10 protein-coding genes and 1 riboswitch are annotated in these 13,742 nt (G+C 70.7%); of the genes, 2 read left to right on the top strand and 8 right to left on the bottom strand.

Going from position 1 to position 13,742, the window contains the following annotated elements; all coding sequences use genetic code 11:
• The first annotated feature begins 179 nt into the window (after nt 1-179).
• Both IJ15_RS0120195 and yaaA read left to right on the top strand, forming a co-directional pair.
• The gene (locus IJ15_RS0120195) at nt 180-1,535 is read left to right on the top strand and encodes a hypothetical protein (RefSeq protein ID WP_031940152.1); all 1,356 of its coding nucleotides are present in this window, start codon (nt 180-182) and stop codon (nt 1,533-1,535) included.
• Nucleotides 1,536-1,628: 93 nt separating this feature from the next.
• The gene (gene yaaA / locus IJ15_RS0120190) at nt 1,629-2,372 is read left to right on the top strand and encodes a peroxide stress protein YaaA (protein ID WP_031940151.1); all 744 of its coding nucleotides are present in this window, start codon (nt 1,629-1,631) and stop codon (nt 2,370-2,372) included.
• Nucleotides 2,373-2,390: 18 nt separating this feature from the next.
• On the opposite strand, the gene IJ15_RS0120185 is transcribed toward yaaA, so the two are convergent.
• The 8 genes from IJ15_RS0120185 to IJ15_RS0120150 form a co-directional block, all read right to left on the bottom strand.
• Nucleotides 2,391-4,919: a polynucleotide kinase-phosphatase gene (locus IJ15_RS0120185; protein WP_031940150.1), complete on the bottom strand. Its 2,529-nt coding sequence runs from the start codon at nt 4,917-4,919 to the stop codon at nt 2,391-2,393.
• Nucleotides 4,920-6,320, bottom strand: a complete 1,401-nt coding sequence (locus IJ15_RS0120180; protein WP_031940149.1) for a 3' terminal RNA ribose 2'-O-methyltransferase Hen1 — start codon at nt 6,318-6,320, stop codon at nt 4,920-4,922. It lies immediately after the preceding gene.
• A 68-nt stretch (nt 6,321-6,388) separates the two neighbouring features.
• Nucleotides 6,389-7,792: an MFS transporter gene (locus IJ15_RS0120175; RefSeq protein WP_081880841.1), complete on the bottom strand. Its 1,404-nt coding sequence runs from the start codon at nt 7,790-7,792 to the stop codon at nt 6,389-6,391.
• 86 nt (nt 7,793-7,878) lie between these two features.
• On the bottom strand, nt 7,879-9,105 hold the full coding sequence (gene cobA / locus IJ15_RS0120170; protein WP_031940147.1) for a uroporphyrinogen-III C-methyltransferase: 1,227 nt from the start codon (nt 9,103-9,105) through the stop codon (nt 7,879-7,881).
• Between the two features lie 66 nt (nt 9,106-9,171).
• Nucleotides 9,172-9,534, bottom strand: coding sequence for a cobalamin biosynthesis protein (locus tag IJ15_RS0120165; protein WP_031940146.1), 363 nt, complete (start codon nt 9,532-9,534; stop codon nt 9,172-9,174).
• A complete protein-coding gene (locus tag IJ15_RS0120160; protein WP_231569610.1) occupies nt 9,527-10,909 on the bottom strand; it encodes a cobyrinate a,c-diamide synthase in 1,383 nt (460 codons plus the stop codon). The genes IJ15_RS0120165 and IJ15_RS0120160 overlap by 8 nt, the downstream gene beginning before the upstream one ends.
• Complete coding sequence (cobO, locus tag IJ15_RS0120155) at nt 10,906-11,520, bottom strand: cob(I)yrinic acid a,c-diamide adenosyltransferase (protein WP_031940144.1); 615 nt, start codon at nt 11,518-11,520, stop codon at nt 10,906-10,908. The genes IJ15_RS0120160 and cobO overlap by 4 nt, the downstream gene beginning before the upstream one ends.
• Nucleotides 11,521-11,548: 28 nt before the next feature.
• On the bottom strand, nt 11,549-13,492 hold the full coding sequence (locus IJ15_RS0120150) for a VWA domain-containing protein (protein ID WP_031940143.1): 1,944 nt from the start codon (nt 13,490-13,492) through the stop codon (nt 11,549-11,551).
• Nucleotides 13,493-13,543: 51 nt separating this feature from the next.
• Nucleotides 13,544-13,641: riboswitch (adenosylcobalamin-variant (AdoCbl-variant) riboswitch) on the bottom strand.
• Nucleotides 13,642-13,742 lie beyond the last annotated feature (101 nt).

Genomic DNA, 13,742 nt, shown 5'->3' with positions numbered 1-13,742 from the left:
GTTCGGTGAGGGCATCCGATCCGGATGCCCTCACCGAAACATGCCCGGACTCAGGCACATTCGCAGCTCGTCGGCCGTGGAGTCCACGTCCGAGCAACCCCTTTACCGCGAACAAAACTAAGGCTAGCGTTACCTAATCGTTCGCCGCGTTTCGGCGACCCACATCAGAAAGTAGGAACATGCGCGCGTTCACAAAGTCCGCGATCGTGGCGGTTGCCGCCACCGTCGCCTGCACGCTGCCGCTGGGCGTCGCGGCGGCGCAGACCAGCCCGTTCGGTTCGCTGGGCAGCCTCGGCTCCAGCAACCCGGGAACCGAGGAACCCGGAGAGGCGACGCCCCTTGTGTCGCTGTCGAAGGCCACCGGGATCGCGGCCGCCGGTGAGACCGTCACCGTCACGGGCAGCGGCTTCTCCGGCGCCGGAGCCGGCCTCTACGTCGGGCTCGTCCAGGACAGCAAGTACTCCGCCACCGACGCCGATGCCTGGATGACCACCAAGTGGCTCACCGCCACCGACATCGTGAACGGCGCCTGGACCGCCGACATCGACCTCGCCGCTCTCGCGGGCGACTCGAACTGCCTCGAGAACACCTGCTCCATCTACACCGTCGCCGCGCACGGTTCTCCCGACCGCACCCAGGACACCAAGACCCCGGTGAGTTTCGCGGCGCCCGTCGTCGTGCCGGCGGGCCCGGCCGTGACGGTCTCGAAGTCCACCGGTCTGACGGACGGGGAGAACATCACCGTCACCGGCACCGGCTTCGGCCGTGACGGCCAGGGCGTCTACGTCGGCCTCGCTCAGGTCGACAAGTACTCCACGTCGAGCATGGCGGCCTACAACTCCGCCGCATGGCTCAAGGCCGCCGACATCGTCGACGGCGGTTTCACCGCCACGGTGAAGGCCACCGCGATCAAGGGCGACGCAAACTGCTTCGAGAACGCGTGCTCGATCTTCACGTTCGCCGACCGGTACACGCCCGACGACCGCAGCCAGGACACCGCGACGCCGGTCACCTTCGCACCGCCGGTCGTCGTGCCCTCCGGGCCCGCGGTGACCGCGAGCAAGACCGCGAACCTGACCGTGGGCGAGACCATCACGGTGTCCGGCACCGGGTTCGAGGGCGCCGCGGCCGGCACCGGCCTGTACTACGGCATCGTCCAGGACGACCAGTACTCGACGACCAATGCCGGCGCGTGGATCACCACCGGATTCGTGACCAAGGCTCAGATCGTGAACGGTGCCTGGACCGCCACCATCAGCGCGACCGCGGTCAGCGGCGCATCGAACTGCTTCGTGAACGCGTGCTCGATCTACACCGTCATGGCGCACGGTTCCCAGGACCGCAGCCAGGACACCAAGACTCCGATCACGTTCGCTCCGGCGGCCCCCGCGAACCTCGTCGTCGATGCTCCGGAGATCGAGAACGCCGCGAGCGTCCAGTCCGACTCGGGCTCGGGCCTGCCGATGGCTCCGCTGGCGATCGGTGGCGCCATCGCCGCCGGCCTGGCAGTGACGGCCCTGCGTCGTCGCGCCTGACCTGACCCAGTAACGCCCAGCGGTCTGGCCTTCGCCCCACGGGGCGGAGGCCAGACCCGTTTGCGGTCGCCGGCACCGGTACGGTTACCCACTGTGCTGGTGCTGCTCCCCCCTTCCGAAACCAAGTCCGACGGCGGCAAGGGTGCGCCGCTCGACCTGGGCGAACTGTCGATGCCGCAACTGACGGAGACCCGCGAGATGCTCGCGGCCGCACTCGTCGACCTCGCGGCGGACACCGAGGCATCGAATCTGGCGTTGGGACTGGGGCCGAAGCAGGCCGACGAGATCGAACGCAACGCCAAGCTCTGGGTCTCCCCCACCCGCCCCGCGCTCGAGCGGTACACGGGGGTGCTGTTCGACGCGCTCGATGCGAAGTCGTTCACGAAGGTGCAGCGGGAGAAGGCGTACCGACGGCTGGGTATGGGCTCGGCCCTGTTCGGCGCGGTGCGGGCCGGGGACCCGATCCCCGCGTACCGGCTGTCGGGTGGATCGAAGCTGCCAGGCTTCGGCACGCTGCAGTCGCTGTGGAAGCCGGAACTGTCCGATGCCCTGGTGGCAGAGGCCGACGGCGGCCTCGTCGTCGACCTGCGCTCGGGCACCTACCAGCAGTTGGGCCCGGTGCCCGGGGCGCTGATCGCGACGGTGCTCACCGAGCAGCCGAACGGCTCCCGAAAAGTGGTGAGCCACTTCAACAAGCACCACAAGGGTCTGCTCGCGCGGGCGCTGACCGTCTCGCGCGCCGAACCGTCCGACATCAGAGGCGTGGCCCGCGTCGCAGCCAAGGCGGGACTGCGGGTGGAGATCGCGTCGGATGCAGAGTTGACCATCCTCACCTGACGACACCTCGTCAGTGGCTCACAGCCGCGGGTCCACCGGCTCCGACTCCAGCGCGAGGACGGCGAACACCGCTTGGTGGATCTTCCACAGCGGCTCGGCCTTGATGAGCCGGTCGATCGCCTCCATCCCGAGCGCGTGCTCGCGCAACGCCATCGACTGTTTGTGGCCCAGGCTCCGGTTCCGCAGCCGGGCCAGGTTCTCCGGCTCGGTGTAGTGCGGACCGTAGATCAGTCGCAGGTACTCGCGTCCGCGCACCTTGATGCCCGGCTGCACGCGTCCACGACCGTCCTGGTTGCGGAACGGTTTGACCACCATGCCCTCACCGCCCGCCGAGGTCAGTTCCTCCCACCAGACGATTCCCGCCGCCTCCGACTCGGGAAGTGTCGTGTCCACGACCATCCGTCGCGTCGTCGTGAACAGCGTGGGTGCGACGTCGACGAGTCGATCCGCGAGGCCGAGGTGCCAACCGTGGTCGCGGTCGCCGTAGCTCGCCCCTTCGGTCGCCAGCAACTGGAACGGCGCGAGCCGTACCCCGTCGAGCCCGTCCGTCGGCCACACGTATCTCCGGTAGGCGTCGACGTAGCGCGCGACGTCGTCGGCGCGGGACCTGGTCCCCGTCAGCAGCGCATCGACGTCGAGTCCCCGCCCGGACGCGGCATCCAGCACCGCCTCGCGTGCGGACAGGGCCGCGGTCGCCGCTGCGCCGACGGCCGCGTACTGCGAACGCAGCAGTGTCTCCGACTTCGCCGACCAGGGCAGCAGTTCGGTGTCGAGCAGCACCCAGTCGGTGCCGAGTTCCTCCCACAGCCCGGCGGCCCCGACGGCATCCGCGATCCTGGCGACCAGCAACTCTGTCTGTGTCTCGCCGAACATGCGCCGACCGGTGCGGGTGTGCACCATCCCCGACAGCCCGTCGCCGACGCCGAAGCGTTCCGCGGCCACGGACGCGTCGCGGCACACCAGCGCCACGGCGCGCGAGCCCATGTGCTTCTCTTCGCAGATCACCTTGTCCACCTTCGCCTTCCGGTAGGCGGCGAAGGCTTCGGCAGGATGTTCGAGAAGCCCCGGAAGGGCTGAGGTCGCGCACGGCGACATCGTCGGCGGAAGATAGGTGAGCCACCGCGGATCCACCGCGTAGCGGCTCATCACCTCGAGTGCGCCGGCCGCATTCTCCGGGCGGACCGAGATTCGCCCGCGAGTCGAGGTCTCCACTCCCCCGATCCGGAGGATGTCGTCGATGTCGAGGGCCTGCGGATCCGGCTCCGACCGGTGCAGCGGCTTCACCGGTCGGTACCACTCCCGCTCGGCCGGCACCGACACCACTTCGCGTTCCGGATATCTCATCGCGGTGAGTGCGCCACCGAAGACGCATCCGGTGTCGAGGCAGGCGGTGCGGTTGATCCAACGCACCTCCGGGACCGGGGTGTGCCCGTAGAGCACGATTGCCTCACCCCGATAGTCCTCGGCCCAGGGATAGCGCACCGGGAACCCGAACTCGTCTGTCTCCCCGGTCGTCTCGCCGTAGAGCGCGAAGCTGCGCACCCGGCCCGACGCGCGGTTGTGGTATTCCTCCTTGAGTCCGGCGTGCGCGACGACCAGTCGGCCGCCGTCGAGGACGAGGTGCGCGACCAGTCCGTCGCAGAAGTCCACGACCTGTCTGCGGAACTCCTCGGTCTCACCGGCCAACTGTTCGAGGGTGCGTTCGAGACCGTGCGTGACGCTGACCTTCCTGCCGCGCAATGCCTTGACCAGTTTGTTCTCGTGGTTCCCGGGCACACCGAGCGCATGGCCGGCGGCGACCATGCCCATGACCAACCGGAGCACACCGGGCGAGTCCGGACCCCGGTCGACGTAGTCGCCCACGAAGACCGCGGTCCGGCCGGTCGGCGGAACCGCGTCCACCGCCCGCCCCAGGTCGTCGCGCAGCACCGTGTATCCCAGTGCGCCCAGCAGTGTTTCGAGCTCGCCGAGGCAGCCGTGCACGTCACCGATCACATCGAACGGCCCGGTCAGGTCGCGGCGGTCGCTGCGCAGGGGCTGCCGGACGATTCGAGCCGACTCGACCTCGTCCACGCCGTCGAGCACGTGCACGACCCGGAAACCCTCACGGGAGAGTCCGCGCAGCGACCGGCTCAGTTGCTGGTGCTGACGCCGCAGCACGGCGCGATCGAAGGCCCGGTCTCCGCGGGCCGCGTTGCGCTCGGCACACACCGGCTCCGGGACGTCCAGGACGATCGCCACCGGAAGCGCATCGTGGCTGCGGGCCAGATCGACCAGCTTCTTCCGGGCCGCCGGTTGGACGCTGGTCGCGTCGACGACGGTCAGCTTGCCCGCGCGCAGGCGCTTGGCCGCGATAAACTCGAGCACCTCGAACGCGTCGGCGGTCGCGGCCTGCGCATTCGGGTCGTCACTGACGAGCCCCCGGCAGTGGTCGCTGGAGATCACCTCGTAGGGCCCGAAGTGCCGGGCAGCGAACGAGGACTTGCCGGATCCGCTGATCCCGACGAGTACCACCAACGACGGTTCGGGAATCTCGACGAGACTCATCTACGAGTCCGCCTTTCGGATGAATTCGGCCATCTGGGTGGGCGCGCCGTGGCTGTCGTCGGGCTCACCGATCCCCGTGAACTGCACGTCGTAGCCGTGCGTGGCCGCGATTTCCGCCGCCCAGGTCTCGAACTGTGTCCGCGTGTACTCGAACCGGTGATCCGGATGCCGGAATCCGCCGGCCCCGAGGCCCGGGTAGAGCACGTTGTACTCCGCATTGGGGGTCGTCACCAGCACCGTCCGGGGCCGCATGTCACCGAACACCGACTGCACCAGCGCCGGCAGTCGCGGCTCGTCGATGTGCTCGACGACCTCCATCAGCACCACGGCATCGAAGCCGCGCAACCGGGCGTCGCGGTAGGTGGCCGAGGACTGCAGCACCGTGATGCGTTCCCGCTGGGCGTCCGACATCTCGTCGAGGCCGAGGCGGCGCTCCGCCCTGCGGAGGGCCCGGTCGCTGACGTCGACGCCGACGATCCTGGTGAACGACGGTCGGGCCACCAGGGCTCGTAGCAGTCGCCCCTCGCCGCAGCCCAGATCCACGACGCGGGCCGCACCGAGCTTCTCGAGAGTCGCCAGCACCGTGTCCTGGCGCAGCTGCGCCAGGCTCGTATCGGGTGCGGGGGCGTCGGCGTCCCGCTCTGCCGCGCCGTCGTCTTCGGCCAGTCGATCGACCACCGACGACACCAAGTCCCGCCTGTGCGCGAGATATCGCGATGCGATCGGCTCGGCCTCGGGGTGCCCGGCGAGCCATTCGCCGGCCATCCGAACCAGCTTGTCTGCCTCGTCCTCGCCCACCCAGTAGTGCTTGACGTCGTCGAGTACCGGCAGCAGCACGTACAGGTGCCGCAGGGCGGACGACAGCGTCGAGACTCCCGTCAGCTCGAGGCGCACGTAGTCGGCGTCACCCCACTGCGGAATGGTCTCGTCGAGGGGCAGCGGAGCCGCCGTCACGTCCCAGCCGAGGGGGCCGAAGAGTCGGCCGGGCAGATCGGCACCGCCGCGGGCCGGCATCGCCGGGATCGTGATCCGCAGCGGCAGCGCGGCCTCGGCAAGTTCCGGTCGCGTCTTGCAGACGCCCGCCAGCGCCGACTTGAACACCCGCGAGAGGGCGACCGCCAGCATCGACGACCCCGCGTACGGGCGGTCGTTGACGTACTGGCCCAGGGCGAATCCGTCAGTGCCGCGGCGGAACCTGCTGCGTGCGAGTTCGATGGGATCGACGTCGAGAAGCAGCGCCGCGGTGCAGCGCGCCTGGGTCGACTCCGGGTAGAGCACGGTCGCGGTGCCCACGGACAACTCGAATGTCTGCACCCGATCAGGGTGCTTGTGCAGCAGGTGGCCGAGGTCCGAGGCGTCCGGGACGTCGTCCGTGGCGGTGGCGGTCAGAGTGAGCAGCACCGAAAGCACGTTACGGGGCAGCGGACCGTTCAGCCAGGACATTTCGGGCGCTACGCGCCCGCCGTCGCCTACACCTCCTGGGCGGCCTTCTCCGCGGCCTGTGCCTGCGCCACCTGTCCGGGAGTGAACCTGATGAACAGGGCGGCCACGCCCGCGAGGAGGGCGAGGACGGCGCAGCCGAGGAGCGCGAACGTGTAGCCCTCGCTGAGCGCGGACAGCTGCTCCGGCGTCATGTGCACCGCGACACCGGAAATCCCTCCGAGCGACAGGGTCTTCGACGTGGCCATGGCGCCGACGATCGCCAACCCGACGGGCCCGAACAGTGTCTGCGCGACCTGCGCGATCGCGGCCAGCGGGCCGATCTCGTGCGGGCCGACACCGGCGATCGCGCACAGCGGCAGCGGCACCACCGCGAGGCCGACGCCGAAGCCGACCGCGACCACGAGAAGGAACAGGTTGCCGACGTAGGTGGCGGCGGCGTCGAGAGTGGACCCGTACAGCAGGCCTACGAACGTGATGACCATGCCCGTCACGACGAGCCAGCGGGCCTGCACCTTCACCGCGAGCTTGGAGGCGACGAAGGCCGCGGCACCGAGGCCGAACGCGAACGGCACGAACGCGAGACCCGCGTGCAGCGGCGTGTATCCGAGGATGTCCTGGACGAACAGCGCGACGAACGGGGCCAGCGAGAACATCACCATGCCGACGAGGGCGATGGAGACGAAGGTCGCGACGCGACTGCGGTCACGGAACAGCGAGAACGGCAGCAGCGGGTTCTCGGCGCGCCGCTCGACCGCGAGGAAGGCCACCAGCAGTCCCAGCCCGCCGATCAGCCCGGTGAGCACGAGCGGGCTGCCCCAGCCCATCTCGGGGCCCTCGGTGAATCCGAAGACGACGGCGGCACAACCCAGGGTCGCGAGGATCGCCCCCGGCACGTCCAGCTTGAGCCGCTCGGCCCCGGTCTCGGTCAGCGCGCGGAACGCGAACACCAGGATCACCAGGCCGATCGGCACGTTGATGAGGAAGATCCACCGCCACGACACCTCGGTGAGCGCGCCGCCGATGATCAGGCCGGCGACCGAGCCGACGCCCGTCATCGCCGCGAAGATCGCGATCGCCTGGTTGCGCACCGGTCCGGGGGCGAACGTGGTGGCCACCAGCGCAAGCGCGGTCGGTGAGGCGATCGCGGCGCCGACGCCCTGCAGGGCACGGGCCGCGACGAGGGTGGCCTCGTTGACGGCCACCCCGCACAGCAGCGACGTGATCGTGAACACCGCGACGCCCGCGATGAAGACCCGTTTGCGGCCGAACGAGTCGCCCAGCCGGCCGCCGAGCAGCATCAGGCCGCCGTAGGTGAGCGCGTACGACGTGATCACCCAGTTCCGCCCGGAATCGCTGAGCCCCAGGTCTTCCTGGATCTTGGCGAGCGCGAGCGAGGCGACGGTGCCGTCGAGCACCATCATCAGCTGCATGCCGCTGAGGACGATGATCGCGAGGCCGAACGCCCGCGTGGTCACGGGGTACTTCACGACGGTGGAGTCAGACACAAGAGTTCACGTTACCGAGGGTCGGCGGAAAACCCGGCGACCGGACCGATCACGACGATCGCCGGCGGGCGGATGTTCTCCTCCCGCACCCGGGACGCGACGGTCGCCAGGTCGGCGCGCAGCACCCGCTGGGTGCGCAGCGTGCCCTCCTGGACGACCGTGACCGGGGTGTCGGACGGGCGGCCACCTTCGGCGAGCGCGGTGGCGAACTTCTCGATCCGTTCGACGCCCATGAGGATCACGATGGTGCCGCGCAGCCGGGCCAGCGCCGACCAGTCGGTCAGCGAATCCGGGTGGTCGGGCGCGACGTGTCCGCTGACGACGACGAATTCGTGCGTGACCCCGCGGTGGGTGACGGGGATCCCGGCCGCCGACGGCACCGAGATCGCGCTGGTGATGCCCGGGACGACGGTCACCGGAACCCCCGCGGCCGCGCACGCCTCGAGTTCCTCGAAGCCGCGGCCGAACACGTACGGGTCGCCGCCCTTGAGCCGGACCACGAACTTGCCGGCCTTCGCGCCCTCGATGAGGGCGGTGTTGATCGCCTCCTGCGCCATGGCGCGGCCGTACGGGATCTTCGCGGCGTCGATCACCTCGACGTGCGGGCCGAGTTCGGCCAGCAACTCCGGCGGAGCGAGGCGGTCGGCGACGACGACGTCGGCGCGGGCGAGCAGGCGGCGTCCGCGCACGGTGATGAGATCGGGGTCGCCCGGTCCGCCACCGACCAGCGCGACACCGGGGGTGGGTGCCTCGTCGGTGTCGGAGACGGTGCCGGACTGCAACGCCTCGACCAGCGCGGTCCGCACGGCGGCCGAGCGGCGGTGCGCACCGCCCGCGAGGACACCGATGGACAGCCCGTCGAACATTCCGGTGGCCGGGGTGACGGCCGTACCCTCGCGGGCGCTGTCGGCGCGCACACAGAACACGCGTCGGCGCTCGGCCTCCGCGACGATCGCGGCGTTGGTCTCGGGCTCGTCGGTGCAGGCGATGGCGTACCACGCGCCGTCGAGGTCACCGTCGGTGTAGTCACGCAACTCGAGCGTGATCTGACCGGCGGTGGCCATGCCCTCGACCGCGGGCGTGACCTCGCGGCTGACGAGGTGCACGCGGGCCCCGGACGCGATCAGCAGACCGAGCCGGCGCTGCGCGACCGTACCGCCCCCGACCACCACGACCCGACGGTCCGTCAGGTTGAGTCCGACCAGGTAGCTGGTCTCGTCACCGGCGACAGCAGACACTGCGTACTCCCTGTTTCTCGAATTGCGGATTGTTCTTCATCTCGGCTGATCCCGATACATGACAGATCACGGAACATTACGGGCAGCGGCGACGGTGACGCCATTCGCGACCCGCTTCGGCAGGACCAGACGCCCGCCGTCCGCGGCGAGGACCGCGGCGGCCTCGGCGACGCTCGGCGTCCCCACCGCCCCCGCCACCCCGTCCGCCGGATTCGGCACCGGCACCGCGGCCAGCCGATCGGCGGGGTACCCGACGAGCGTGGCCCCGAGCACCTCGGCGGCGTCGACGAAAGGATCCTGCGCCGCTCTCCGGTCGAGCGTGGCGAGCACGCGCACCGGTTCCTCGCCGCACGTCTCGAGGACTGCGGCGACGATGTCCGCGGCGCCCACTCGGCTGCCGGCCCCCACCCCCACGCACAGCTCACCCATGCGCGGCCTCGACGAATCGGCGCACGGATCCCGGGTTGCCGGCGGGATGGGTGTGCAGGTACGACGCGTGCACGGCGCCCGACGGTCCACCGACGAACCCCTCACGGGTGGCCCCGGCGTCCCACGCCCGCCAGCCCCACGCCGGACCGGTTCCGGTGGCGGTGTCGGTCGTCAGGGACGTGCGGTGGAACTCGTGGCCCGTCACCCGGGTACCGGCGGCGAACAGCGTCGACTCGGTCAGCGCTACCGCCTCGCGGTAGCCGAGGGTGAGCCGGGACCCGAACCGCGCGTCGACGTCGACCACCCCGGCCATCGGATGCCCGTCGAGGCTCCGGGCCAGGTACAGCAGCCCCGCACACTCCGCGTGGATCGGAGCGCCGTCCGCGGCCAGCTTCCGGACCTGCTGCAGTAGTGCAACATTCGACGACAGCGCCACGGCATGCTCCTCCGGGAAGCCGCCGGGCAGCACCAGTCCGGCAGTCCCGGAGGGCAGTTCGTCGAGAAGCGGGTCGAAGGTGACGACGTCGGCGCCCGCCGCCTCGAGCAGTTCACGGTGCTCGGCGTAACCGAACGTGAACGCGACGCCACCGGCCAGCGCGATCATCGGCCGCGATCCGGCGGCCACCGGACCGACCTCGCTCACCGGGTCCCAGGCGGGCGTGTCGACCGACGAGCGCGCGAGCGCGCGGATGGCGTCCAGGTCCAGGTGCGCCGCCGCCAGTTCCGTCATCGCGCCGACCGCGTCGAGCGCGGCCCGGCCGTGTTCGACGGCCGGCACCAGACCGAGGTGCCGGGACGGCACCTCGAGTTCGGCCAGGCGCGGCACCGACCCCAGCACCGGCAGGCCCACCCGCTCGCACGCCTGCCGCAGCACCTGCTCGTGCCGGGCACTGCCGACCCGGTTGAGGATCACCCCGCCGATCCGCACCGCGGCGTCGTACGTCGAGAAGCCGTGCAGCACGGCGGCGAGACTCTGACTGTGGCCGCGGGCGTCGATCACCAGGACGACGGGAGCACCCAGCGCGGCGGCGACCTGCGCGGTGGACCCCTCCGCCGACGGCTCGGTCGACCCGGGGTCGATCTTGCCGTCGAACAGTCCCATGACGCCCTCGACCACCGCGATGTCGCAGTCGTCGCTGCCGTGCCGGAACAGCGGCCCGACCCGGTCGGCGCCCACCAGGACGGTGTCGAGGTTGCGGCCCGGCCTGCCCGCGGCGAGAGCGTGGTAGCCGGGGTCGATGTAGTCGGGCCCCACCTTGAACGGAGCGACCCGGTCCCCCGCGGACCGCAGCGCCCCGACCAGTCCGGTCGCGACGGTGGTCTTGCCGCTACCCGACGCCGGGGCCGCGATCACGACTGCGGGAGTGGACCTCACCACTCGATGCCGCGCTGGCCCTTGCGGCCGGCGTCCATCGGATGCTTGATCTTGGTCATCTCGGTGACCAGGTCCGCGGCCTCGATCAGCGCCTGCGGGGCGTCCCGGCCGGTGATCACGACGTGCTGGTTGCCGGGCCGGTTACGAAGGACCTCGACAACTTCCTCCGTGTCCACCCAGCCCCACTTGAGCGGATAGGTGAACTCGTCGAGCACGTAGAAGCGATGCGTCTCGGCCGCGAGCCGACGGGCGATCTCCTGCCAGCCCTCGGCCGCCGCGGCGGCGTGGTCCTCCTCGGAACCCTGCTTCCGGGTCCACGACCAGCCCTCGCCCATCTTGTGCCACTCCACCGCGCCACCGACGCCGCTGGTCGCGTGCAACTCGCCGAGCGCGCGGAACGCCGCCTCCTCGCCCACCTTCCACTTCGCGCTCTTGACGAACTGGAACACACCGACGTCGAAGCCCTGGTTCCACGCGCGCAGCGCCATGCCGAACGCGGCCGTCGACTTCCCCTTACCGGGGCCGGTGTGCACCGCCAGGACCGGCTGGTTGCGGCGCTGCCGGGTGGTCAGCCCGTCCACGGGCACGTTCTCGGGTACGCCCTTGGGCATGATGAATCCCTTTCTCTGGCTGTGAGGTTCAGGCGGCGGCGCGGACGACACCCGCGACCTGCTGCGCCGACAGTTCGGCCAGACGCACGCAGCCGCCGCGCAGGTCCCGCGCCAGCTCGGCGGCCAGACCGAGCCGGACCATGCCGGTCTCGCAATCCACCACGATCGAGGCCGCACCGGTGTCGGCGAGCATCGCGGCAGCGCGCTTGGCCCGCCGGACGGCGTCCGAGGTGCCGGTGGCGCGACCGTCCGTCAGGGACACCACCAGCGCGCGGCGCTTCGGATCCCGGACGCGTTCGCGCAGCACCACCTCGCGGGCACGCAGGAAACCCTCCGCGAGCGGCGACTTGCCTCCGGTCTTCATCGCCCGCAGTCGACGGACGGCGACATCCACCGACGACGTCGGAGGCAGCACCAGTTCGGCCTCGCGGCCGCGGACCGTGACGACGGCGACCTTGTCGCGCCGCTGGTAGGCGTCGCGCAGCAACGACACCACCGCACCGGTCACCGCGGACAGCCGGTCCCGCGCTGCCATCGACCCGGACGCGTCGACGACGAACAGCACCAGGTTGCCCTCGCGCCCCTCCCGGATCGCACCGCGAATGTCACTGGGCGCCAACCGCATCGGACCGTCCCACCGCCCGCGATCGGTCTGGTGTTCGGCAGCGGCGAACAGCGTGCCCACCAGATGCAGACCGTGTCCGGGCTCGGTGGTGGTCCGGACGGTGCGGCCGCGGGTGGAGCGGGAGCGGGACCGTCGGCCGGGAGCGCCGTCGCCGACGCCGGGAATCTCGAGCATCCGGGTCCGGAACTGCGGGCCCGGCGCACCTGCGCTGCGCTCGGCCCCCGGACCGGATCCCGGTGCGGGCGAATCCTGTTCGGGCGACTCCGAGGTCGAATCCCCCGCCGGGGACTGCGGCTCCGGATCCGGGTCCGACGGGGAGCCGCCGCCACCGGGCCCGTCCGGATCGGGGTCGGGCTCGGGCTCCTCGTGCGCCTTGACGTCGGCATCGGCCTGCGTCATCGCGTCGTCGAGTTGCTGCTGGTCGAGTCCAGGCTCGTCGAAGGGATCCCGCCGACGCCGGTGCGGCAGAGCAAGTTCCGCGGCCACCCGCACGTCTTCCTCGGCGACCGCGGCGGCACCCCGCCAGGCGGCGTGCGCGGTGGCGGTGCGAGCGAGAACCAGATCGGCGCGCATGCCGTCGACATCGAACGAGGCGCACAGCGACGCGATCCGGCGCAGTTCACCGTCGGACAGCTCGATGTCGTCGATGCGGCCGCGGGCGTGCGCGATCCGACGGGCCAGTTCCTCGTCCTGCTCGGCGTAGCGGGCGGCGAACGCGTCGGGGTCACGCTCGTAGTCGAGGCGGCGGCGCACCACCTCCATGCGCACGTCGACGTCGCGGGACGCGGCCACGTCCACCGCGAGCCCGAACCGGTCCAGCAGCTGCGGGCGCAGCTCCCCTTCCTCGGGGTTCATGGTGCCGACGAGCACGAACTTCGCCGGGTGCGAGTGCGAGACCCCGTCCCGTTCGATGTGGACGCGGCCCATCGCGGCGGCATCGAGCAGCACGTCCACCAGGTGGTCGTGCAGCAGGTTGACCTCGTCGACGTACAGCACGCCCTGGTGCGCGTCCGCGAGCAGCCCCGGCTGGAAGGCGCGCTCGCCGTCGCGGAGCACCTTCTCGAGATCGAGCGATCCGACGACCCGGTCCTCGGTGGCACCGACGGGGAGTTCGACGAGCCGGGCCCGGCGACGCTCCCCCACGTGCTCGATCTCGGGCAGCAACGCGGTGAGCGCACGCACGACGGTCGACTTGGCGGTGCCCTTCTCGCCGCGGACCAGCACACCCCCGATACCGGGGTGGACGGCGCACAGGGTCAGCGCCAGGCGCAGGCGATCCTGTCCGACGACGGCACTGAACGGGAAGCCGGCAGGCTCGTGAGCTGCCAGGTCATGACTGTGACGCAACGATCGAATCCCTTCACGTCTCGGTTTCCTCGCCGAGAGCTTGGCGGTGCGAAACGTTGCGGCATTCTGGCTTCGGGGTCGCTCGGATCGAGCACCCTCACAGTGGCGGGACCGCGCCTGATTCTCACAGGACTTCCCCGCAGACGTTTCTCAGCAGCACCCTACCGTGCGGACACCGGCAGCACGCCGCCGCACACCTGATACGACACACTGCCGCGGCCCGGAGTTTCCTCCGGGCCGCGGCAGTTGG

It is taken from the genome of Prescottella defluvii, assembly GCF_000738775.1.
Lineage (GTDB): Bacteria > Actinomycetota > Actinomycetes > Mycobacteriales > Mycobacteriaceae > Prescottella > Prescottella defluvii.
The sequence above is the reverse complement of the archived record's forward strand: the minus strand, read 5'-3'. Positions and strand labels throughout refer to the sequence as shown.